Source organism: Dactylosporangium sp. NPDC000521 (assembly GCF_042898305.1).
Classification (GTDB): Bacteria; Actinomycetota; Actinomycetes; order Mycobacteriales; family Micromonosporaceae; genus Dactylosporangium.
Map to the genome: position 1 here is coordinate 78,411 of NZ_JBIAYW010000009.1, position 22,368 is coordinate 100,778.

Consider the following 22,368-nt stretch of genomic DNA (forward strand, 5'->3'; position numbering starts at 1 on the left):
GTCGAGGTGATGGGGAGCCGGGGCCGGTGAACTTGCAGGCATGAAGGTCTGGTGGCTGGCCGGAGGGGCTGCCGTGCTCGCGGCCGCGGTCGTCGTGGGGGTCCTGCAGAACGGCGGCGAGAAGGCGGCGCCGGCGAAGGTGAGCACGGCGAAGGTGACCCGCGGGACGGTCTCGACGACGGTCTCCGCGTCGGGGACGGTGCAGGCGCAGCAGAGCCGCACCCTCGGGTTCACCAGCAGCGGCACGCTGACCGAGCTCAACGTCAAGCCCGGCGACGTCGTCGCGGCCGGCATGGTGCTGGCCAGGATCGACGCGACCGCCGCGCAGGAGTCGGTGGACGCCGCCGAGAAGAGCGTCGACAGCGCCGAGGACGCCCTCGACCGCGCGGAGACCGCCCAGGCGAGTGCCACCAGCACGCCCAGTGTCAGCGCGAGCGCCAGCCGCGCGCCCGGCGGCGGACAGAACCCCGTGGCCGGCAACGGCAACCAGAACAGTGTCCAGAACGCCAGCGACAACCTGCTCAACGCGCAGCAGCGGCTCAACAACGCGAAGCTCACCCTCACCCAGGCCAACGCCAAGCTGGCCGGGACGGTGATCACCGCGCCGCTCGCGGGCAAGATCCTCGCCGTGAACGGCACCGTCGGGTCCACCGCCGGCTCGAGCGTGATCACGCTCGCCGGCACCGGCGACGTCGTGGTGAAGGCGCAGTTCACCGAGGCGGAGGTGGCGCACCTCAAGGCCGGGCAGGTCGCCCGGATCACGCTGCCGGACAACGCGAGCGCGAAGTACGACGGCAAGGTCATCCAGATCGACCCGGCCGGCACGGTGTCGAACCGGCTGGTGCGCTACGCGGCGCTGATCGCGTTCGACAAGGTGCCCGACACGCTGCTCTACGGCCAGAGCGCTACTGTCGCAGTGGTCACCGCGTCCGTGGACGGCGTGCTGTCGGTGCCCTCCACGGCCGTGCGCGGAGGGCTGGTCGTGGTCAGGGTCAACGGCCGCGACGAGGAGCGCAAGGTCGGGACGGGGCTGCGCGGCGACGTCAACACCGAGATCACGAGCGGACTTGCCGAAGGCGACGAGATCCTGACGGCAGGTCGGTGACGATGGAGCCGATGACCGTGCAGGCGAACGCGCCGCAGCCGAAGGTCCTCGTCGTGGACGACGAGGCGAGCATCCGTGCCCTGCTGTCCGCGACGTTGCGGCTGACGGGCTTCGACGTGAAGGTCGCCGGCGGCGGACGGGAGGCCCTCGCGGCCGCCGCCGAGTTCGCGCCCGACCTGGTCGTGCTCGACGTGATGATGCCCGACCTGGACGGGTTCGAGGTCGCGCAGCGGCTGCGCACCGGTCAGCGGCCGGTGCCGGTGCTGTTCCTGACCGCGCGGGACTCCGTCGAGGACCGCATCTCGGGGCTGACGGTCGGCGCCGACGACTACGTCGCGAAGCCATTCAGCCTGGAGGAGGTCGTGCTGCGGATCCGCGCGATCCTGCGCCGCAGCCTGGGCGAGCAGCAGCAGCTCGTCGACGGCGGGGTGCTGCGCTACGCGGACCTGGAGATGGACGAGGACGCGCACGAGGTCCGCCGCGGCGGGCACCGGGTCGACCTCTCCCCGACCGAGTTCAATCTGCTGCGGTACCTGCTGACCAACGCCGGCCGGGTGGTCAGCAAGGCGCAGATCCTGGACCGCGTGTGGAACTACGACTTCGGCGGCGACGGGCGCATCGTCGAGTCGTACGTCTACTACCTGCGCCGCAAGGTCGACAAGTGGGATCCGCCGCTGATCCACACCGTCCGCGGGGTCGGTTACGCGCTGCGGCTGCCCCAGAAGTAGCGGCAGCGGTGAGACTCAGGCCGTGGCGCCAATGGACGGTCCGCACGAGGATCGTCGTCTCCGTGGTGGCCCTGGCCGGGGTCGCCCTCGTCGCCGCCAACGCGATCGGCGTCGGGCTGCTCAACTGGTACCTGATGCAGCGCATCGACGACCAGCTGGAGCGCTCGGCGCACCCGCCCGCGTTCGCGGGCCGCAACCCGAACCCTGGCGCGAGCCCCAACCCGGCCCCGAGCGCCTCGGTGACCGGGCGGCGCGAGCGGTACAACGGCGAGTTCTTTCCCGGGCCGCTGTACCAGATCTACCGCTTCGACAGCGCGGGCAAGCTCAAGGATCCGCAGACCGCCGTGCTGGACCCGGCGCTCTTCGGCGACATCCGGCAGCGGGCCGAGAACCCGAAGCCGTTCACGGTCACCAGCCCGGCCGGCGAGGACTGGCGGGTGATCGTGTTCCCACTGCCCTCCCAGGCGGGCAGCGGATACGGCGCGAACGCCGTCTCCCTCGTCGAGATCCAGGACACCCGGGACCAGATGCTGCAGTACTCGCTGCTGGTGAGCCTGATCGTGCTCGGCTTCGCCGGCTTCGCGACGGCGTCGCTGGTGCGGGTCGGGCTGAGCCCGCTGACCCGCATGGAGGAGACCGCGGTCGAGATCGCCGGCGGCAACCTCTCCAGCCGGATCGTCGACGCCGACCCGCACACCGAGTCGGGGCGGCTCGGCATCGCGCTGAACACGATGCTCACCCGCATCGAGGAGGCCGTCGACGACAGCGCCGAATCGGAGCGCCGGCTGCGCCAGTTCCTCGCCGACGCCGCGCACGAGCTGCGGACGCCGCTGACCTCCGTGCAGGGCTTCGCCGAGCTGTACCGGCGCGGCGGTGCCCCGCCCGGACCCGCGCTGGACGAGGCGATGGCGTGCATCGAGGCCGAGGTCAGCAGGATGCGGCTGCTCGTCAACGACCTGCTGACCCTGGCCCGGATGGACGAGGAGCGACCCCTGCAGCGGCACCCGGTGGACCTGCTCGCCGTCGCCGCCGACTCGGTGCGCGACGCGCACGTGCGGGTGCCGACCCGGTTCGTGCAACTGTCAGCGCTGGACGACCAGTCGGTGACGTTCGAGCCGGTGACCGTGGAGGGCGACGAGGCGCGCATCCGGCAGGTCGTCGCCAACCTGGTCAGCAACGCGCTGCAGCACACGCCGGAGGACACCCGCGTCGTCGTCCGGGTCGGGCGGGCGACCGGCGACACCGCGCCGCCGACCGCGTCGATCGGTGCGCCGCTGCCCGAGGGGGTGCCGCTCGCCGCGATCGAGGTCAGCGACACGGGACCGGGCATGAAGCCGGAGGACGCCACCAGGGTGTTCGAGCGCCTGTACCGCGCGGAGGGCTCCCGCTCCCGCCGGCACGGCGGCGCCGGACTGGGCCTCGCCATCGTCGCGGCGATCGTGCAGGCGCACGGCGGGCGGGTCGAGCTGTGGACGGCGCCGGGCGCCGGTGCGCGGTTCCGCGTGCTGCTGCCGGCGATGGACGAGCCGGACTTCGATGCCTCGCTCAAGGATGACGAATCGGATGAAAACGGATAACAGAATTCCGAGGTAACTCCGAGGGAAGCTGAGGGTCGCTCCGAGCGGCACCCACCACGATTCCCCTCATGCGTGTGTCGCTGCCGTCGCTTCGCCGGCCTCGTCTGAACTCCGTCGGCCTGATCAACGCCGGGCTCGCGGTCGCCGTGGCCGGCGGCGGGCTCTGGGCCTACCAGATCGTCTCCGGCCCGGCGGCGGCCCAGGCGTCGCAGACCACCACGCGGACCAGGGTCGTCGCGGTCACGCAGGGCACGGTGTCGCAGACGGTGTCGGCGTCGGGCTCGGTCGCCAGCTCCGCGACCGCCAACGCCAACTTCACCAGCTCGGGCACGGTCACCGAGGTGGACGTGAAGGTCGGCGACGTGGTCACCAAGGGGCAGGTCCTGGCGAAGATCGACCCTACGGCGGCGAACGCGTCGCTGAGCACCGCCAAGGCCAACCTGACCGCGGCGAAGGCGGCGCTGACCCGGGCGGAGAACAACAACGCCGACGACGCCACGATCGCCTCCGCGGAGGCGCAGGTCGCGACCGCGCAGGCCAACGTCACGTCGGCGCAGACGACGGTGAACGGCACCGTCCTGACCGCGCCGATCGCCGGCACGGTCACCGCCGTCAACGGCGCCGTCGGATCGGCCTCGTCGTCTTCCGGGTCGTCCTCCGGTTCGTCCGGCGGCGGCGGTACCGGCGGCACGACCTCCCCCAACAGCGGCTCGACCGGCTTCATCCAGCTCGCCGACCTGACGAAGCTGCAGATCAACGCCGGCTTCGCGGAGGCCGACGCGACGAAGCTCAAGCCCGGCCAGGCCGCGGAGGTCAGCTGGAGCGCGCTCAGCGGCACCCGCGCCACCGGCAAGGTCAGCACGATCTCGCCGACGGCGACGACCAGCAACAACGTCAACTCCTACGCGGTGGTCATCGGCCTGGACACGCTGCCGGAAGGGGTGCGGCTCGGGCAGAGCACCACGGCGGTCGTCACGATCGCCGAGGCGCAGAACGCGGTGCGCATCCCGACCCAGGCGCTGCGCACGGCCGGCGGGCAGCGCACCGTCCAGGTGCAGGTCAACGGCCAGGTGGAGACCCGGACGGTCGAGGTCGGCATCACCGGCGGCTCGTTCGTCGAGATCAGGTCGGGGCTCAAGGCCGGCGAGCAGGTCGTGATCACCACGACGACCACCTCGACCGGCACCAGCACGAACCAGTTCCCCGGCGGCGGCAACTTCCCCGGCGGCGGAGGCGGCTTCACCGGCGGTGGCGGCGGCTTCACCGGTGGCGGCGGCGGCCGCCAGGGCAACTGATGGGAGCGCCGGTCATGCACCCAGTGCTGGACGTCCAGAAGGTCAAGAAGATCTACGGGCAGGGCGAGACCGAGGTCCAGGCCCTGCGCGGGGTGTCGCTGACCGTCGAGCGCGGCGACTACGTCGCCATCATGGGCTCGTCGGGCTCCGGCAAGTCGACACTGATGAACATTCTCGGCTGCCTCGACATCCCGACGAGCGGCAAGTACCTGCTCGACGGCGTCGACGTGAGCCGCCTCAACGACCGGCAGCTCGCGCTCGTGCGCAACCGGCGGATCGGGTTCGTGTTTCAGGCGTTCAACCTGATCGCGCGTACCAGCGCCCTCGCCAACGTCGAGCTCCCCCTCGCCTACGCGGGGGTGAAGTCCGCGGAGCGCCGCCGCCGGGCCAACCTCGCCCTGGCGATGGTCGGGCTCGCCGACCGCGCCGGCCACGAGCCCAACCAGCTCTCCGGCGGCCAGCAGCAGCGGGTCGCCGTCGCGCGGGCGCTGGTCACCGCGCCGGCGCTGGTGCTCGCCGACGAGCCGACCGGCAACCTCGACACGCAGTCCACCAACGACGTCCTGGCCGTCTTCGACCGGCTCAGCGCGTCGGGCCGGACGATCGTGCTGATCACCCACGAGCCGGACGTCGCCGAGCGGGCGAAGCGACTGATCCGGCTCGTCGACGGACACATCGTCCAGGATGAGCGGCTGACATGAACATCCTCTTCGCCTTGCGGGCGATCACCGCCAACAAGCTGCGGTCCGGTCTCACCGTGCTCGGCATCCTCATCGGCGTCGCGGCCGTCATTCTGCTCGTCGCGGTCGGCAACGGCTCGGCACAGGCGGTACAGAAGCAGATCGAGTCGCTGGGGACCAACACGCTGACGGTCACGGCAGGCGGTGGCGGCGGCGCCCGGGGCGCGGCGGCGACGACGAGCACCGCCCTCACCATGGACCTGGTCCCGGCGCTGTCGGACAAGGACGAGGCGCCGCACGTGCGCAGCGTCTCGCCGGTCGTCACCGGCTCGCAGTCGGCCACCTACGAGGGGACCGACCACACGATCGCGCAGTTCGTCGGCACGTACCCGGGCTACGTCGCGGCCTCGAACTTCAAGGTCGACAAGGGCGCCCTCTTCACCGACGAGGACGTCAAGGACTCCCGCAAGGTCGTGCTCATCGGCAAGACCGTCGCGGAGGAGCTGTTCGGCGCCGTCGACCCGCTGTCGAAGCAGATCACGGTCTCCGGCAAGCTCTTCACCGTCGTCGGGGTGCTCGCCGACAAGGGTGGCACCGGCTTCACCGACCCCAACGACGTCGCGATCGCCCCGGTCACCGCGGTGCAGGAGTCGCTGACCGGCTACGGGTCGCTGAACCAGCTGCTGGTGCAGGCGACCGCGCCGGAGGACGTCACCGACGCGCAGGGCGAGGTCACCGCGATCCTCAACGCGAAGCTGAACATCACCGGGTCGAGCACCAGCGCGTACCGCATCCAGAACGCGTCGCAGCTGCTGGAGACCCGCGCGAACACCGCGGAGACCTTCACGCTGCTGCTCGGCGCGGTCGCCGGGATCAGCCTGCTGGTCGGCGGCATCGGCATCACCAACATCATGATGGTCACCGTCACCGAGCGGACCCGGGAGATCGGCATCCGCAAGGCGCTCGGCGCGCCGAAGCGCACGATCCTCACCCAGTTCCTGGTCGAGGCGACCGTGCTGAGCCTGATCGGCGGCCTCCTGGGCGTGGCCGCGGCGGTGATCGGCAGCCGCTTCACGATCGTCAGCATCAAGCCCGTCATCGTGCCCAGCTCGGTCTTCCTGGCGCTGGGGTTCTCGGTCGCGATCGGGCTGTTCTTCGGCAGCTACCCGGCCAGCCGCGCCGCCGGCCTGCGCCCCATCGAAGCGCTGCGCTATGAGTAGGAGATTCCCGTGAGCCACGCCTTCCGCCGGCCCAACGCATCGACACTGGATCAGCTGGACGACCCGGACACCGTGGTCCTCGAGCCCGTGGTCGTGGAAGAGCCGGACGACCTGCTCGCGCAGCCGCTCGACGACGACCTGAACGAGCGGATCACCAAGGCGGCGCCGCGCCGGCTCGCCAACCGGGCCACGTTCGTCCTGGCGGGGCTGGCGCTGCTGGTCGCCGGCTTCGTCGGCGGCGCCCAGGTGCAGAAGTCCTACGGCACCGCGCCGGCGGCCGCCACCGGTCCCGGCGGCGTCAACCCGGCGGCGCTCGCCAGCCAGTTCGCCGGCCGCGGCTTCAACGGTGGTCAGGCCGGCACCGGCGCGCAGGGTGGCGCGCAGGGCGGGACCCGCGGCGGCATCACCGGCACCGTCAAGCTCGTCGACGGCACCACCGTCTATGTGGAGACCGCCGACGGCCAGACGCTGATCGTGAAGACCAGCGGCACGACCACCGTCAGCACGCCGGGTGCGCTGAAGGACCTCACCGCCGGCTCCAGCGTGACGGTCGTCGGCCAGAACGCCGACGGGACCGTCACCGCCACCTCGATCACCAAGACGAAATAGCGCATGCTGGGGGGCATGGACCTCCGCAGCGGAACCTTCGACTCCTCGATGCCGCAGCCGCAGCCGCCCGTGACCGCCTTGCGGTGGCGGGTGTCGACCGGCTTCGCCGCGCTGAAGGGCTGCGCGGCGATCGGCCTCCTGGTCGCCGGCGTGTTCGCCGCGAGCGACCGCCGGATGCTCACCGCCGCGGTGGTCGCCGCGGCCATCCTCGGCATCTATGCGCTGCGGGACTTCGTCGCACCGGTCCGTCTCGCCGCCGACCTGGACGGGGTCACCGTCGTCAGCGGCTACGCGGGCCGCCGCCGGGTCGACTGGGTGCAGGTCGAGCGGATGCGCGTCGACGCCCGGTCCCGTGGTGGCCTGCGCAGCGAGCTCTTGGAGATCGACGCGGGCGAGCATCTGTTCCTGCTCAGCCGGTACGACCTCAACGCGCACCCGGCCGACGTCTACGAAGAGCTGCTCCGGCTGCGCGGTTTCTAGGTGTCGTCGGGTTTCTAGGTGTCGTTGGGTTTCTAGCTGTCGCTTGGCTTTAGCTGTCGTTGCGGACGGCGAAGATGGCGATGTCGTCGCGGGGGGACTCCGCGGAGAAGCTGAGCGTCGTCGCGCGCAGGCGGGCGACGACCACGTCGGCGGGGAAGCCGGCCAGCAGCGCCGCCTCCTCGCGCAGCCGGTCGACGCCGAAGAGCTCCGTGCCGCGGCGGCGCTCGGTGACGCCGTCGGTGTAGAAGATCAGCGTGTCGCCGGGCTGCAGCGTGATCTGGGTGCGCGGGGTGTTGATCGTGTCGAGCAGGCCGAGGGCGGTGCCGCACCTGCCGGCGAGCTCCGTGCTGCCGTCGGCGCGCAGCAGCACCGGCTGGTCGTGCCCGGCGAGGTGCAGCGCCACGTCCAGGGTGCCGTCGGGCCGGCGCAGGATCTCCGCCAGGCACAGCGTGCAGAAGCGGCCGGCGCCCCGATCGATCAGCGTCTCGTTGATCCGCTTCAGTGTCTCGGGCATCGGCCGGCCGTCGCGGACCAGGACGCGGGTGACGTCCCGTACCAGCCCGGTGACCGTCGCCGCCTGGACGCCCTTGCCCGACACGTCGCCGACGACCACCAGCCAGCGGCGGCCGGAGAGCGGCACCACGTCGTAGAAGTCGCCGCCGACGTCGACCCCTTCGCCGGTCGGCACGTATTCGGCGCCGAACTCCACGCCCTCGGCCTTCGGCAGCTGCGGCGGCAGCAGCGAGCGCTGCAGGGCCTGGGCGATGCTGCGCCGCTCCGCGTGGATGTTGGCGTTGTCGATCGCGAGCGCGGCGCGGCGGGCCACGTCCTCGACGACGGCGATCTCCTCGCTGCGCTGCCACGTGTCGCCGCTGCCGCCGACGGTCAGCGTGCCCAGGTGCTGCCCACGGGCGATCAGCGCGATGACATACCCCTCCAGCGGCGTGCCGAGCGGCACCACCGCGTCGGTGCCCATCGCCTCCTTCAGCTGCGGGGCCGCCTGCGCGAGCGCGTCGAGCAGCCCGGGGAGCATGGCCTCGTCGGCGTGCGCGGCCGCGGCGAGCCGCAGCTCACCGCCGGCGTCGGCGGCGTGGATCGCGCACCAGGTGCCCAGCCGCGGCACCACCAGCCGCGGGATGAGGGCGAGGGTCAGCTCGACGTCGAGGGACTGGGCGAGCAGCTCGCTGGCGTCGGCGAGGAACGTCAGCCAGGTGCGCCGCTCCGAGTCGGCGCGGCGCAGCCGGTGGTTCTCGATCAGCAGCATCAGCCGGTCCGCGGCGAGCGACGTCAGCGGCCGCGCGTACGGGTTGCCGCCACCGCCGGCGACGAGCAGCTCCGCCCGCCAGGGCTTGGTGACCCGCAGCGGCACCCGCAGGCCGCTGTCGATGGTCCCGGTGAGCCGGCCGACGGCGGCGATCGTGTGCGGGCCGTCGCCCTCGTCCATGGTCAGCGCTGCGCCGGTCGCGCCGATCACGCCGACGAGCCGCTGCAGCAGCTCCTCCGAGACCTCGGTCAGCGACGTGCCGACGCCCGACCAGCCGAGCGCGCTGAGGGCCTCCGGCGCGGGCGCGACAGGGATCTCGAAGCTGGGTGGCGTCCTGTCGCTGCCCACGGCTCCGGTCTTCTTGTCCAGCCGGAACCAGACGCCCTTGCCGCCGCCGAAGTGCAGGGTGCCCCACGAGGACGCCAGCTGGTCGACGAGCAGCAGGCCGCGGCCGCGCTCGTCCAGGTCGGTGCCGGGCGTGGGGATGTTGGGCACGACGGTGCCGGGTTTGAAGTCCAGCACGGTGACCGTCAGCGATGTGTCCGCGGCGGTGATCTCGACGTCGACCTCGGTGCCGGCGTGCACGACGCTGTTGGTCGTCAGCTCCGTCACCAGCAGCAGCGCCTCGTCGAGAATGCCGCCCAGGTCCCGTTCGTGCACGATCGTCCGGATCGCTTCGCGGGCCAGCCCAGGAGAGCTATGGTCGGCCGGAAGCCGGATCCTCCGGACGGTCGGGGCGTTCACACCTCGCAGTCTCTACCGAACGGTGGTAACAATCCAACCTGGAGACGACGATGGGTGGACACCGCCTGCCCCCGAGACCGGTGGAGACGCTATGACCACAGTCGAAGAAGTCACCCAGAAGAGTCCCGAGACGCTGCTGCTCGAAGAGCTGTCCACCGGGCTGGACCGGTTGGCTGCGGGCGACCTGAAGTACCGGCTGAGCCGCCGCGACGGGCTGCCCGGTGAGGTCGTCGAGCGCTTCAACCGGCTCGCCGAGCTCAAGCTGCGGCACACCCGCGAGGTGATGAGGATCAGCCGGGTCGTCGGCCGTGAGGGCCGCATGACCGAGCGCCTCGACGAGGAGGGCTTCGAGGGGGCGTGGCTGGACCGCATCCACGCGGTCAACTCGCTGATCGACGACCTGGGTCGGCCCACGACGGAGATCGCCCGGGTCATCGTCGCGGTCGCCGAGGGCGACCTGTCGCAGCAGCTCGCGCTGGAGATCGACGGCCGGCCGCTGCGGGGCGAGTTCCTCACCATCGGCCGCACGGTCAACACGATGGTGGATCAGCTGTCGTCGTTCGCCGACGAGGTCACCCGTGTCGCCCGCGAGGTCGGCACCGAGGGCAAGCTCGGCGGCCAGGCGCAGGTGACGGGCGTCGCCGGCACCTGGCGCGACCTCACCGACTCGGTCAACTCGATGGCCGCGAACCTCACCGGCCAGGTCCGCTCGATCTCCACCGCCGCCACCGCCGTCGCCCGAGGCGACCTGTCGCAGAAGATCACCGTCGCGGCGAAGGGCGAGGTCGCCGAGCTCGCCGAGACGATCAACTCGCTCGTCGACACCTTGCGGATCTTCGCCGAGCAGGTGACCCGCGTGGCCCGCGAGGTCGGCACCGAGGGCAAGCTCGGCGGCCAGGCGGACGTGCCCGGTGTGGCCGGCACCTGGAAGGACCTCACCGACAACGTCAACTCGATGGCGTCCAACCTCACCGGCCAGGTCCGCAACATCGCCCAGGTGGCCACCGCCGTGGCCCGTGGCGACCTGTCGCAGAAGATCACCGTTGTCGCGCAGGGCGAGATCCTCGAGCTCAAGGACACCGTCAACACGATGGTGGATCAGCTGTCGTCGTTCGCCGACGAGGTCACGCGTGTCGCGCGCGAGGTCGGCACGGAGGGCAAGCTCGGCGGTCAGGCCCAGGTGACGGGTGTCGCCGGCACGTGGCGGGACCTGACGGACAACGTGAACTTCATGGCGTCCAACCTGACGTCCCAGGTCCGCAACATCGCGCAGGTGGCGACCGCCGTGGCCCGTGGTGACCTGTCGCAGAAGATCACGGTCGACGCCCGGGGCGAGATCCTGGAGCTGAAGTCGACGGTCAACACGATGGTGGATCAGCTGTCGTCGTTCGCCGACGAGGTCACCCGTGTCGCCCGCGAGGTCGGCACGGAAGGCAAGCTCGGCGGTCAGGCGCAGGTGACGGGTGTCGCCGGCACGTGGCGCGACCTGACGGACAACGTGAACTTCATGGCGTCCAACCTGACGTCCCAGGTCCGCAACATCGCGCAGGTGGCGACCGCCGTGGCCCGTGGTGACCTGTCGCAGAAGATCACGGTCGACGCCCGGGGCGAGATCCTGGAGCTGAAGTCGACGGTCAACACGATGGTGGATCAGCTGTCGTCGTTCGCCGACGAGGTCACCCGTGTCGCCCGCGAGGTCGGCACGGAAGGCAAGCTCGGCGGTCAGGCGCAGGTGCGCGGCGTCGCCGGCACGTGGCGCGACCTGACGGACAACGTCAACTTCATGGCGTCCAACCTCACCGCCCAGGTCCGCAACATCGCGCAGGTGGCGACCGCCGTGGCCCGCGGTGACCTGTCGCAGAAGATCACCGTCGACGCCCAGGGTGAGATCCTCGCCCTCAAGTCGACCGTCAACACGATGGTCGACCAGCTGTCGTCGTTCGCCGACGAGGTCACGCGTGTCGCGCGCGAGGTCGGCACGGAAGGCAAGCTGGGCGGCCAGGCCCAGGTGAAGGGCGTCTCCGGCACCTGGCGGGACCTGACGGACAACGTCAACTCGATGGCGTCCAACCTGACGTCCCAGGTCCGCAACATCGCCCAGGTCACCACCGCCGTCGCCCGTGGCGACCTGTCGCAGAAGATCACCGTCGACGCGCACGGCGAGATCCTGGAGCTGAAGTCGACGGTCAACACGATGGTGGACCAGTTGTCGTCGTTCGCCGACGAGGTCACGCGGGTGGCCCGCGAGGTCGGCTCCGAGGGCAAGCTCGGCGGTCAGGCGCAGGTGCGCGGCGTCTCCGGCACTTGGCGCGACCTGACGGAGAACGTCAACCAGCTCGCCTCGACGCTGACCACCCAGCTACGGGCGATCTCTCAGGTGTCCACCGCCGTGACCCGCGGCGACCTGACCCAGCGGATCGCGGTCGAGGCGCTCGGCGAGGTCGCCGAGCTCAAGGACAACATCAACCAGATGATCGTCACGCTGCGCGAGACGACGAAGAAGAACGCCGAGCAGGGCTGGCTCGACTCCAACCTGGCCCGCGTCGGCGGCCTCCTGCAGGGCCAGCGCGACCTCGGCGAGGTCTGCCGCATGATCATGGCCGAGGTGACGCCGCTGGTCGACGCGCAGATCGGCGCGTTCTTCCTGGCCAGTGCCGATGCCGAGTCCGGCCTGCGGCTGCGCCTCGAGGCGTCCTACGGCTACATGGCGCCCGGCGCCGAGGTCAGCTTCGCGCCCGGTGAGGGCCTGATCGGGCAGGCGTCGCTGTCGCGCCGCGCGATCCGGGTCAGCGCACCCCAGGACGGCCGGCTCCAGGTCCGCTCCGGGGTCGCCGCGACCCCACCCGCGGACCTCGTCGTCCTGCCGGTGCTGTTCGAGGGCGAGCCGCTCGGCGTCATCGAGTTCGCCGGCGTCGCCTCGTTCTCCGAGCTGCACCTGGCGTTCCTCGACCGGCTCGTGGTCACCATCGGCGTCGCGCTCAAGACGATCCTCGCCAACCGGCGGACCGAGGAGCTGCTGTCCCAGTCGCAGCGCCTCGCGCTGGAGCTGCAGGACCAGTCCGCGGAGCTGCAGCGCACCAACGCCGAGCTGGAGGAGAAGGCGACGCTGCTGTCGGAGCAGAAGGGCAACATCGAGAAGCAGAACCGCGAGATCGAGATGGCCCGCCTCGGCCTCGAGGAGAAGGCGCAGCAGCTGGCGCAGGCGTCGCAGTACAAGTCGGAGTTCCTCGCCAACATGAGCCACGAGCTGCGCACCCCGCTCAACTCGATGCTGCTGCTGTCGCGGCTGCTCGCCGACAACCCGGACGCCAACCTGACCGCGAAGCAGATCGAGTTCGCCGCGACGATCCACAACGCGGGCTCCGACCTCCTCGCCCTCATCGACGACATCCTCGACCTGTCGAAGATCGAGGCGGGTCGCATGGACGTGGAGCCCGGCGAGGTCTCCTTCGACGAGATCCGCTCGTACGTGGAGCAGGCGTTCGCCCCGCAGGCGGAGGACAAGGGCCTCGACTTCACGGTCAGCACCGCCGAGGAGCTGCCGCCCGCGATCGTCACCGACCCGCAGCGCCTCCAGCAGATCCTGCGCAACCTGATCTCCAACGCGGTGAAGTTCACCGAGAAGGGTGCCGTCACGCTGTCGATCAGCGTCGCCACGCCCGACCTGCAGTTCACGTCGCCGACGCTCGCCGGCGCGCGCCGGGTGATCGCGTTCGCGGTCGCCGACACCGGGATCGGCATCTCCAACGACAAGGTCGCGCTGATCTTCGAGGCGTTCCAGCAGGCGGACGGCACCACCAGCCGCAAGTACGGTGGCACCGGCCTCGGCCTGTCGATCAGCCGCGAACTGGCCCGGCTGCTCGGCGGTGCGATCGGGGTCACCTCGGAGGTCGGCCGGGGCGCCGTCTTCACCCTCTATCTGCCGGACGTCATCGCGACCGAGGTCACCCAGACCGTGCACACCGTGCCGGCGCAGCCTCAGCCGCCGGTGCGCAGCCTGCCGCCCGGCCCGGCGATGCTGCGGGCGTTGCCGACCACGGAGCGGCGCCCGACCGCGGCCGCGCATCAGCTCGACGGTGCGACCGTGCTCATCGTCGATGACGACGTCCGCAACGTCTTCGCCCTCACCAGCGCCCTCGAGCTGCACGGCATGACCGTCCTGTACGCCGACAACGGCGCCGACGGCGTCCGCGTGCTGTCGGAGCACCCGGGCGTCGACATCGTGCTGATGGACGCGATGATGCCCGACCAGGACGGCAACGAGACGACCCGGGCGATCCGGCGCAACCGGCGCTTCGCGAACCTGCCGGTGGTGTTCCTGACCGCCAAGGCGATGCCTGGCGACCGCGAGTCGTCCCTGGCCGCAGGGGCGAGCGACTACATCACCAAGCCAGTCGATCTTGATGAGCTGCTTGACGTGATGTCCGCCTGGGTGAACGGGGAGGGTCGGGCGGTGTAAGTTGCTCCGAAACGGATGAAAGGGGCGCGTCCCTTGACTGGACCGGACCGGCCGGCGAAGGTGCTGCTCGTCGACGACCGGCGGGACAACCTCCTCGCCCTGGAGGCGATCCTGCAGGGGTTGCCGGTCCAGGCCGTCGCCGCCGAGAGCGGCGAGGAGGCCCTCAAGCACCTGCTGGTGGACGACTTCGCGCTGATCCTGCTCGACGCGCAGATGCCGACGATGGACGGCTTCGAGACCGCCCGGCACATCAAGCGCCGTGAGCGGACCCGGCACGTGCCGATCATCTTCCTCACCGCGGCCGACCGCGACTCGCACCTGGCGCTCCGCGGGTATGCGGCCGGCGCCGTCGACTACCTCACGAAGCCCTTCGACCCATGGGTGCTCCGGGCGAAGGTGTCCGTGTTCGTCGAGCTGTGGACGAAGACCGCTCAGCTCGCGGTGCTGTCGGAGCTGGTCAAGGCCAGGGACGGCGAGCTGCGGGCCGCCGGGGTCGCCGTCGACGAGGCCACCGCGCTGCTGAAGGCCGGGCTGGCCGCCGGCGGGGAGGTCGGCCGCTCGCAGGTGGAGAAGGCGATGGAGACGCTGACCAGGGCCTTCAGGCAGGCTCCTGGATCATCAGCGCGCCCCTGAGGCCCGTGATGTCCAGGACGCGGATCAGGAACGCACCCACGTTGACCAGCACCAGGTAGCTCTGTGCCATGGTCGCCTTGCGACTGAGCACGACGAGCGTGCCGAGGCCCTGCGAGTCGCAGAACGTCACGCCCCCCATGTCGAGGACGACCCGCTGCGGGGCGTCGCCGCCGAGGATCTCATCGACGGCGGTCGCCAGCCGCTGGACCGTGGACATGTCGATCTCGCCCGCGAGCGCCACCACGGTCTCGGTCGGCGCGCGCCGCACAGTGACGGAAAGCTCCGGTCGATCCACCAGCACAGCCTAACGTGATTCACCTCCCGCAGTGGCGTCGGGCACAGGCCGCCCGGGGGCGCTCGGCGTCGCCGCGGACAGGCTGTCAGAATGGGCAGGCTGTGACAGCTATTGACTCCGCCGGCCTCGGCCCCTATGCGGGTGACGCTCCGGCTTCGCAGGCACTGTTCGACCGCGCTCAGGCCATCGTGCCGGGTGGGGTGAATTCACCTGTCCGGGCGTTCCGCGCGGTCGGTGGCACCCCCAGGTTCATGGTCGGTGGCGAGGGCTGCTGGCTCACCGACGCCGACGGGCGACGCTACGTCGACCTGGTCTGCTCGTGGGGGCCGCTGATCCTCGGCCACGCGCACCCCGAGGTGATCGGTGCGATCACCGCCGCGGCCGCGCACGGCACCAGCTTCGGCACCCCGACACCGGGCGAGGTGGCGCTGGGCGAGGAGATCGTCGCGCGCACCCCCGTCGAGCAGGTCCGCCTGGTCAACTCCGGCACCGAGGCCACGATGAGCGCGCTCCGGCTCGCCCGAGGCTTCACCGGCCGGCCCAAGGTGGTCAAGTTCGCCGGCTGCTACCACGGCCACGTCGACGCGCTGCTCGCCGCGGCCGGGTCCGGGGTCGCGACCCTCGCGCTGCCCGACTCGCCCGGCGTCACCGGCGCGGCGGCCGGGGACACCATCGTCCTGCCGTACAACGACATCGCCGCCGTCGAAGCGGTCTTCGCCGCCGAGGGCGACCGGATCGCGGCCGTGATCACCGAGGCGGCCTGCGGCAACATGGGTGTCGTCGCGCCCCACGACGGGTTCAACGGCAAGCTCGCCGAGCTCGCCCACCGCCACGGCGCGCTGCTCATCCTCGACGAGGTCATGACCGGCTTCCGGGTCAGCAGCGCCGGCTGGACCGGCCTCGAGCCCGTCGACGCCGACCTGTGGACCTTCGGCAAGGTCATGGGCGGTGGGCTGCCGGCCGCCGCGTTCGGCGGTCGCGCCTCGATCATGGCGCACCTCGCCCCGGCCGGCCCGGTCTACCAGGCCGGCACGCTGTCGGGCAATCCGCTCGCCTGCGCGGCCGGCCTCGCGACCCTGCGGCTGGCGACCCCCGAGGTCTATGCGCAGCTCGACGCGACCGCGGCCACGATCGGCAAGCTGTCCTCCGATGCTCTTGCCGCGGCGGGTGTACCGCACACGCTCGCCACCGCCGGGAGCATGTTCTCGATCTTCTTCACCGCGCAGCCGGTGCGGAACTACGACGACGCGCGCACGCAGGACGTGGCGGCGTTCAAGGCGTTCTTCCACGCGATGCTGTCCCGGGGCGTCTACCTGCCGCCCAGCGCCTTCGAGTCGTGGTTCGTCTCCACCGCGATCGGCGCCGAGGCCCTGGACGTCATCGCGGCCGCCCTCCCGCACGCCGCCCGCGCCGCCGCGGCCGCCTCGGCGGGCCTGTCATGAGCGGTCCGGAGCGGGCTCACCACGGGCGCCGGAGCGTAGCGGAGGTGGCGGCATGACCACCAAGACGATCGTGCACGTGCTGCGCCACGGCGAGGTGCACAACCCGGAGAAGATCCTCTACGGCCGCCTTCCCGGCTACCGGCTGTCGGAGCTCGGCGTGCAGATGGCCAAGGCCGCCGCCCAGGCCGTCGCCGAGAAGGACGTCACCTACGTGGTGGCGAGCCCCCTGGAGCGCGCCCAGCAGACCGCGTCGCCGATCGCCGACCAGTTCGGGCTGCCGATCGCCGTCGACGAGCGGCTCATCGAGAGCGGCAACTTCTTCGAGGGCAAGCGGGTCGGCGCCGGCGACGGCGCGCTCCGCGACCCCCGCAACTGGTGGGTGCTCCGCGACCCGGTGACCCCGTCGTGGGGCGAGCCGTACACGGCGATCGCCTCGCGCATGTTCGCCGCGCTGATGGCCGCCAGGGAGGCCGCCGAGGGCCACGAGGCCGTGTGCGTGTCGCACCAGCTGCCGATCTGGACGCTGCGCCGGCACGTCGAGCGCCGGCGGCTGTGGCACGACCCCCGCAAGCGCGAGTGCAACCTCGCCAGCTACACCAGCTTCCACTTCGAGGACGCGAAGATCGTCGGGGTGGCGTACAGCGAGCCGGCCGCGCACCTCGTCGCCATGTCGCCGGGCGCGCGCGACGCGAAAGGCGCATGATGCGCTCCTGGCTCTCCGTGGTGCTGGTCGCCTTCGTCTTCCTGGCGGCCTGTGACAGCACCACCCCGCAGAACGCACTCGGCAGCCGCAAGATCGCCACCGCCGACCGGGTCGCGGCGCCGGCGATGCGCGGCGACTTCATGGACCGTGCCGGCTCGTTCGACCTCGCCCAGCACAAGGGCTCGGTCGTCGTGATCAACTTCTGGGCGTCCTACTGCGCGCCGTGCCGCACCGAGGCGCCCGAGCTGGAGAAGGTGTACAGCGCGACGAAGGGCGACGGCGTCGTCTTCGTGGGCGTCAATGTCCGCGACCAGCGCGACCCGGCCGCGTCCTTCCTGGCCGACGTGAAGCCGTCGTACGGCAGCATCTTCGACCCGCCGGGCGAGCTGCCGCTGAACTTCGCCGTGCCGCCCAACACGATCCCCGCCACGCTGGTCATCGACCGCGGCGGCCGGGTCGCCGCCGTCATCCGCTCCCAGGTCGACCAGAAGCTGCTCGAGCCGATCGTGCGCGACCTGGTCGCCGAGCAGGCCTGATGCTCCTCGCCGGCGTCTTCGACTTCACCACCAGCGGCCCGCTGGTCGGTGCGGTCGCCGTCGCCGTCCTCGCCGGGCTGGCCAGCTTCCTGTCGCCGTGCATCCTGCCGCTCGTGCCCGGCTACCTCTCCTACGTCACCGGCCTCGCCGGCGCCGACCTCGACTCCGGGCAGCGCCGGGGGCGGGTCGTCGCCGGCATCTCGCTCTTCATCGCCGGGTTCACGACCGTCTTCGTGACCCTCATCGTCCTCGCCACCAGCGCCGCCATGCAGCTCATGGTCCACCGCCGGACGATCGAGATCGTCGCGGGCGTGATCGTCATCGTCCTCGGGCTGGCCTTCATCGGGCTCGTGCCGGGGCTGGAGCGGCAGTGGAGGATCCAGCGGCTCCCGGCCGCCGGGCTCGTCGGCGCTCCCGTCTTCGGCGTCGTCTTCGCCCTGTCCTGGGCGCCGTGCACCGGCCCCACGCTCGCCGCGATGATCGCCCTCGGCTCCACCAGCGGCTCCCAGGCGCGGGCGGTGACCCTCGCCATCGCGTACAGCCTCGGCATCGGCCTGCCGTTCATCGCGGTCGGGCTGGGCTTCCAGCGGCTCATCGGCGTCATCCGCTTCATCCGCCGCAACAGCCGGTGGGTGACCCGCATCGGCGGCGCGCTGCTGGTCCTCGTCGGCGTCGCGCTCATCACCGGCGTCTGGCACTCGCTCATGATCGCTCTCACGGCCAACTTCGGGCCCGGATTGGTGCCGCTGTGACACGCTGGCTCGTCTCCGTGTGCCGGCGCGCCTGGCGCCAGCTGACCTCGATGCGCACCGCGCTGGTGCTGCTGTTCCTGCTCGCCGTCGCCGCCATCCCCGGCTCGGTCCTGCCGCAGCGCAACGTGTCGCCCGAGCAGGTCCGGCAGTATCTGCGGGACAACCCCGACTGGGGCCCGACGCTGGACCGGTTCTTCTTCTTCGACGTGTACGCCTCGCCGTGGTTCTCGGCGATCTACCTGCTGCTCTTCACGTCGCTCGTCGGCTGCCTGGTGCCCCGCTTCCGGTCCCACCTCGCCGCGATGCTGCGCAAGCCTCCGCCCGCTCCCGCGCGCTTCTCCCGGCTGCCCGCCTCCGCCGTCGATCTGCCCGCCGCATCTGCTTCTTCGGTCTTGGGCGTCTTGCGGCGCCGGCGCTTCCGGACCGCCGTGCGGGTCTCCGGCGACGTCACCGAGATCAGCGCGGAGAAGGGGTACCTCAAGGAGACCGGCAACCTGGTCTTCCACTTCGCGCTGCTGTCGCTGCTGATCGGCGTCGCGTACGGGTCCTGGTTCGGCTGGCACGGCAACCGGCTGCTCATCCAGGGACAGGACTTCGCCTTCTGCAACACCCTGCTCAACTACGACGAGCACGCCCTCGGTGCCCAGGTCGGCGAGGGCGACCTGCCCCGCTTCTGCGTGCGGATGGACAAGTTCGCCGCCACGTACCTCGACAACGGCCAGCCCGTCACCTACAAGGCCGACGTGACCGTCACCGAGCGGGGCCGCTCCTCCAAGCACGTGCTGCAGGTCAACGACCCCTTGCGGCTCTCGGGCGCCAACGTGTCGCTGCTCGGCCACGGGTACGCCCCCCGCCTGCGCTACACGGACAAGTACGGCAAGTCGCACGAGCAGGTCGCTGCCTTCCTGCCCAAGGACGGGATGCTCACCAGCGACGGCGTCGCCACCTTCCCGGACGTCAACCTGAACCCGTCGACCGGCACCCGGGACGAGAAGGCCCAGATCGGCTTCTCCGGCGTCTACCTGCCCACCCTGCCGTCCGACCCCTCGGTCGCGTCGTCGGCCTTCCCCGCCGAGAAGGACCCGCGCCTCATGCTGCAGGCGTACCGCGGCGTCCTCGGCTTCGACGCCGGCGCCCCCCTGTCCGTGTACACGCTGGACCAGCGCCAGATCGACGCGAAGCGCCTCAGCCCGTTCGGCGCACCGATCATGCTGAAGCCCGGCGACAAGGGCACCCTCCCGGACGGCACGACGGTCGAGTTCCTCGGCACCGAGCAGTGGATCAGCATGTCGATCCGCCACGACCCCGGCCAGCCGATCGTCCTGGGTGGCGCGGCCGCCCTGCTGCTCGGCCTGCTGGGCTCCCTCACCGGCAAGCGCCGCCGGGTGTTCTTCCGGATCACCCCGACCGGCATGTCGGCGGGCGGCCTGCCGCGCGGCGATTACCCGGGCTTCGCGGAAGAGTTCGCGTCGATCGTGGCCGCGGTGACCCCTGCCGCCGCCGTGCCGGACCAGGTGGCGCAGACTGACGCTGACGTCAAGGAGGTCGTTTGATGGGTGAGTTGTCCAATCAGCTGCTGGTCGTCACGATCTTCAGCTACGTCCTGGCCATGCTCGCGTACGCCGTCGAGTACGCGTTCGGCGCCCGCAGCCTCGTCGGCCAGCGCGTTCTGGCGCTTGCCGACGCCCCGCCGGTCGAGGCCGTCCCGGTCGAGGCCGTCCCGGTCGCCGCTGCGGCGTCCACCTCTTCCGCGCTTTCTGCTTCCGCGTCTTCTTCGGCGCTTTCTGCTTCCGCGTCCTCTTCCTCGGCGCTCTCCTCCTCCGCGCTCTCCTCCTCCTCCTCCTCCTCCTCCGCGCGCTCCTCCTCTTCCTCCGCGCGCTCCTCCTCTTCCTCCGCGCCTCCTCCCTCTTCAGCGAACATTTCCGATTTTTCGGATAAGTCTGATTCGGGTGCTTCGGGTCTCCGGTGGGCGGGCATCGTGGCCGTCGGTCTCACCGTCCTCGGCTACCTGGCCCACGTCGGCGCACTGGTCACCCGCGGCATCGCCGCCGACCGCGCCCCCTGGGGCAACATGTACGAGTTCGTCATGACCGCCACCCTCGTCGGCGTCTCCGCCTGGCTGGTCGTCCTGTTCAAGTGGCGCAACCTCCGCCACCTGGGCCTCTTCGTCACCCTGGTCGCGTCCCTCCTGCTCGCGATCGCCGGCATGACGCTGTACGTCCAGGTCGGCCCCCTGGTCCCCGCGCTGCAGTCCTACTGGCTCGTCATCCACGTCGGCGCCGCCTCGATCGCCTCGGGCATCTTCCTCGTCGGCTTCGTCGCCGCCGCCATGCACCTGATCCGCATGGGCTACGACCAGGGCAAGCGCAACTTCCCGTACAGCCTCGGCGAGCGCATCCCGCAGGCCGACGTCCTGGAGCGGGTCACCTTCCGCGTCCACGCCTTCGCCTTCCCCGTCTGGACCTTCGGCGTCATCGCCGGCGCTATCTGGGCCGAGGCAGCCTGGGGCCGATACTGGAACTGGGACCCCAAGGAGGTCTGGTCCTTCATCGCCTGGGTCGTCTACGCCTGCTACCTCCACGCCCGCTCCACCCCGAGCGTCAGCCGCCGCATCACCTCCTGGATCGCCGTCGTCGGCTGGCTGACCATGCTCGTCAACCTCTTCGGCGTCAACCTCGTCGCCAGCGGCCTCCACTCCTACGCCGGCGTCTGACCCGTCTCGCAACGCTGAACCACCCACCACCAGCTTGATCGAAGGACCGCCCTGGTCGCCCAAACGACCAGGGCGCTCCTTGGATCACCGCCGACACGGCGACAACCAGCACACCGGTCGGGCAACAGCCCTGGGCAGCGAGCTCAGCGCCGACGACCCACCCGCCAACGCCACGTCGGGTCACCGCCCGATCCGAGCAGCGCGACGCGGCAGCCATCCCCACGGTGACGTCGGTCACCGCCATGATCTAAGGACAATCCTGGTCGCCCAGGCGACCATGCCCGTCCTTGGATCACCACCGGCGCGACGATGACCAGCACCACCGGTCGCGCAACGCCCCTGGCAGCGGACTCAGCGCCGACAACCCACCCGCCAACGCCACTTCGCGTCACCCGCCCAGACCCGAGCAGCGCGACGCGGCAGCCATCCCCACGGTGACGTCGGTCACGGCCATGATCCAAGGACAATCCTGGTCGCCCAGGCGACCATGCCTGTCCTTGGATCACCGCCGGCGCGACGATGACCAGCACCACCAGCGGCGTCGTCCTGCCGATCGCGGCCGGGGCTTGGCTACCACACCGGTGCTGGCGCGGTTGTTCACGAGCGTCCGCCGGATCGATCGACATCCCGGAGCCGGTGCGGCCTGCCGACCTGTGGTGTGCCGCTGCCCGGCTGCCTGAGCCGAACAAGGGGCGTCCAATCATGCTTCACTCGGCGACGCAGCCGACCGCGGCAGGCCCTGTCGACTGGGTGTGGGCTGCTGGCCTGGCGTGGGTGCCGGACGCTCGCACCCGACTGACACACGATGCGTGAATGCCGACGCCTGTGCTCAACGCCTGCGGGAACGCCAGCGCTGAGGTGATCATCGTAGATGCCGAACGCTTGCACCCGACTGACACACGCAACGTGTGAACGCCGACGCCTGTGGTCGACGCCCGCGGGAATGTCAGCGCTGAGGTGATCATCATCGTGGGTGCCGGACGCTCGCGCTCGACGGGCATGTGCGACGCGTGAACGCCCAATGCCCGCGTGAGCGGCCGTGCTCAGCGGCCGCGCGAATGTTGACGCGAAGGTCCACGCCCGCGCGCGATGTGTATGCGAACCCCCAGGTCAGCGCGAATGTCACACGTCAA

The 22,368-nt window shown here is 71.0% G+C and carries 18 protein-coding genes; 16 read left to right on the top strand and 2 right to left on the bottom strand.

The window, feature by feature from the left end; translation table 11 throughout:
- Positions 1 to 40 precede the first annotated feature (40 nt).
- The 8 genes from ACFY3L_RS28290 (at position 41) to ACFY3L_RS28325 (ending at position 7,694) form a co-directional block, all read left to right on the top strand.
- A complete protein-coding gene (locus tag ACFY3L_RS28290) occupies positions 41 to 1,105 on the top strand; it encodes an efflux RND transporter periplasmic adaptor subunit (RefSeq protein WP_389330316.1) in 1,065 nt (354 codons plus the stop codon).
- An 11-nt stretch (positions 1,106 to 1,116) separates the two neighbouring features.
- Positions 1,117 to 1,833 carry a response regulator transcription factor gene (locus tag ACFY3L_RS28295; RefSeq protein WP_389330319.1) on the top strand — a complete coding sequence of 239 codons (717 nt, stop codon included), beginning with the start codon at positions 1,117 to 1,119 and terminating at the stop codon, positions 1,831 to 1,833.
- Between the two features lie 8 nt (positions 1,834 to 1,841).
- Positions 1,842 to 3,410, top strand: a complete 1,569-nt coding sequence (locus tag ACFY3L_RS28300; protein ID WP_389330322.1) for a sensor histidine kinase — start codon at positions 1,842 to 1,844, stop codon at positions 3,408 to 3,410.
- A 68-nt stretch (positions 3,411 to 3,478) separates the two neighbouring features.
- The gene (locus tag ACFY3L_RS28305; protein ID WP_389330325.1) at positions 3,479 to 4,705 is read left to right on the top strand and encodes an efflux RND transporter periplasmic adaptor subunit; all 1,227 of its coding nucleotides are present in this window, start codon (positions 3,479 to 3,481) and stop codon (positions 4,703 to 4,705) included.
- A 14-nt stretch (positions 4,706 to 4,719) separates the two neighbouring features.
- On the top strand, positions 4,720 to 5,406 hold the full coding sequence (locus ACFY3L_RS28310) for an ABC transporter ATP-binding protein (RefSeq protein ID WP_389330328.1): 687 nt from the start codon (positions 4,720 to 4,722) through the stop codon (positions 5,404 to 5,406).
- Positions 5,403 to 6,605, top strand: a complete 1,203-nt coding sequence (locus ACFY3L_RS28315; RefSeq protein ID WP_389330331.1) for an ABC transporter permease — start codon at positions 5,403 to 5,405, stop codon at positions 6,603 to 6,605. The genes ACFY3L_RS28310 and ACFY3L_RS28315 overlap by 4 nt, the downstream gene beginning before the upstream one ends.
- A 9-nt stretch (positions 6,606 to 6,614) precedes the next feature.
- Complete coding sequence (locus tag ACFY3L_RS28320) at positions 6,615 to 7,214, top strand: hypothetical protein (RefSeq protein WP_389330334.1); 600 nt, start codon at positions 6,615 to 6,617, stop codon at positions 7,212 to 7,214.
- A 15-nt stretch (positions 7,215 to 7,229) separates the two neighbouring features.
- Positions 7,230 to 7,694 carry a PH domain-containing protein gene (locus ACFY3L_RS28325; RefSeq protein WP_389330337.1) on the top strand — a complete coding sequence of 155 codons (465 nt, stop codon included), beginning with the start codon at positions 7,230 to 7,232 and terminating at the stop codon, positions 7,692 to 7,694.
- Positions 7,695 to 7,743: 49 nt separating this feature from the next.
- Here the strand turns inward: ACFY3L_RS28325 and ACFY3L_RS28330 are convergent, their stop codons facing one another.
- Positions 7,744 to 9,618, bottom strand: coding sequence for a SpoIIE family protein phosphatase (locus ACFY3L_RS28330; protein ID WP_389330340.1), 1,875 nt, complete (start codon positions 9,616 to 9,618; stop codon positions 7,744 to 7,746).
- A gap of 175 nt (positions 9,619 to 9,793) precedes the next feature.
- On the opposite strand from ACFY3L_RS28330, the gene ACFY3L_RS28335 reads away from it, so the two are divergent.
- Positions 9,794 to 14,161: a HAMP domain-containing protein gene (locus ACFY3L_RS28335; RefSeq protein ID WP_389330343.1), complete on the top strand. Its 4,368-nt coding sequence runs from the start codon at positions 9,794 to 9,796 to the stop codon at positions 14,159 to 14,161.
- Positions 14,162 to 14,194: 33 nt separating this feature from the next.
- A complete protein-coding gene (locus ACFY3L_RS28340) occupies positions 14,195 to 14,794 on the top strand; it encodes a two-component system response regulator (protein ID WP_389330346.1) in 600 nt (199 codons plus the stop codon).
- On the opposite strand, the gene ACFY3L_RS28345 is transcribed toward ACFY3L_RS28340, so the two are convergent.
- Entirely contained in the window at positions 14,760 to 15,089 is a 330-nt protein-coding gene (locus tag ACFY3L_RS28345) for an STAS domain-containing protein (protein WP_389330349.1), read from the bottom strand. The two genes, ACFY3L_RS28340 and ACFY3L_RS28345, sit on opposite strands and share 35 nt — an antisense overlap.
- Before the next feature lie 101 nt (positions 15,090 to 15,190).
- Between ACFY3L_RS28345 and hemL the strand changes: the two genes are divergently transcribed.
- The 6 genes from hemL to ccsB are packed head-to-tail and all read left to right on the top strand — an operon-like array spanning position 15,191 to position 21,235.
- On the top strand, positions 15,191 to 16,531 hold the full coding sequence (gene hemL / locus ACFY3L_RS28350) for a glutamate-1-semialdehyde 2,1-aminomutase (protein ID WP_389330352.1): 1,341 nt from the start codon (positions 15,191 to 15,193) through the stop codon (positions 16,529 to 16,531).
- 52 nt (positions 16,532 to 16,583) lie between these two features.
- Positions 16,584 to 17,234 carry a histidine phosphatase family protein gene (locus tag ACFY3L_RS28355; RefSeq protein ID WP_389330355.1) on the top strand — a complete coding sequence of 217 codons (651 nt, stop codon included), beginning with the start codon at positions 16,584 to 16,586 and terminating at the stop codon, positions 17,232 to 17,234.
- The gene (locus ACFY3L_RS28360) at positions 17,231 to 17,770 is read left to right on the top strand and encodes a TlpA family protein disulfide reductase (protein ID WP_389330358.1); all 540 of its coding nucleotides are present in this window, start codon (positions 17,231 to 17,233) and stop codon (positions 17,768 to 17,770) included. Before ACFY3L_RS28355 ends, ACFY3L_RS28360 begins: the two co-directional genes overlap by 4 nt.
- Complete coding sequence (locus tag ACFY3L_RS28365; protein WP_389330360.1) at positions 17,770 to 18,522, top strand: cytochrome c biogenesis CcdA family protein; 753 nt, start codon at positions 17,770 to 17,772, stop codon at positions 18,520 to 18,522. The genes ACFY3L_RS28360 and ACFY3L_RS28365 overlap by 1 nt, the downstream gene beginning before the upstream one ends.
- A complete protein-coding gene (locus tag ACFY3L_RS28370) occupies positions 18,519 to 20,075 on the top strand; it encodes a cytochrome c biogenesis protein ResB (protein ID WP_389330362.1) in 1,557 nt (518 codons plus the stop codon). The genes ACFY3L_RS28365 and ACFY3L_RS28370 overlap by 4 nt, the downstream gene beginning before the upstream one ends.
- A complete protein-coding gene (ccsB, locus tag ACFY3L_RS28375; RefSeq protein ID WP_389330364.1) occupies positions 20,075 to 21,235 on the top strand; it encodes a c-type cytochrome biogenesis protein CcsB in 1,161 nt (386 codons plus the stop codon). Before ACFY3L_RS28370 ends, ccsB begins: the two co-directional genes overlap by 1 nt.
- Positions 21,236 to 22,368: the final 1,133 nt, after the last annotated feature.

Coding starts and splice junctions, on each gene's coding strand:
- ACFY3L_RS28290 (WP_389330316.1), top strand. CDS start 41: ATGAAGGTCTGGTGGCTGGCCGGAGGGGCTGCCGTGCTCGCGGCCGCG.
- ACFY3L_RS28295 (WP_389330319.1), top strand. CDS start 1,117: ATGACCGTGCAGGCGAACGCGCCGCAGCCGAAGGTCCTCGTCGTGGAC.
- ACFY3L_RS28305 (WP_389330325.1), top strand. CDS start 3,479: ATGCGTGTGTCGCTGCCGTCGCTTCGCCGGCCTCGTCTGAACTCCGTC.
- ACFY3L_RS28310 (WP_389330328.1), top strand. CDS start 4,720: ATGCACCCAGTGCTGGACGTCCAGAAGGTCAAGAAGATCTACGGGCAG.
- ACFY3L_RS28315 (WP_389330331.1), top strand. CDS start 5,403: ATGAACATCCTCTTCGCCTTGCGGGCGATCACCGCCAACAAGCTGCGG.
- ACFY3L_RS28325 (WP_389330337.1), top strand. CDS start 7,230: ATGGACCTCCGCAGCGGAACCTTCGACTCCTCGATGCCGCAGCCGCAG.
- ACFY3L_RS28335 (WP_389330343.1), top strand. CDS start 9,794: ATGACCACAGTCGAAGAAGTCACCCAGAAGAGTCCCGAGACGCTGCTG.
- ACFY3L_RS28355 (WP_389330355.1), top strand. CDS start 16,584: ATGACCACCAAGACGATCGTGCACGTGCTGCGCCACGGCGAGGTGCAC.
- ACFY3L_RS28360 (WP_389330358.1), top strand. CDS start 17,231: ATGATGCGCTCCTGGCTCTCCGTGGTGCTGGTCGCCTTCGTCTTCCTG.
- ACFY3L_RS28365 (WP_389330360.1), top strand. CDS start 17,770: ATGCTCCTCGCCGGCGTCTTCGACTTCACCACCAGCGGCCCGCTGGTC.
- ccsB (WP_389330364.1), top strand. CDS start 20,075: ATGGGTGAGTTGTCCAATCAGCTGCTGGTCGTCACGATCTTCAGCTAC.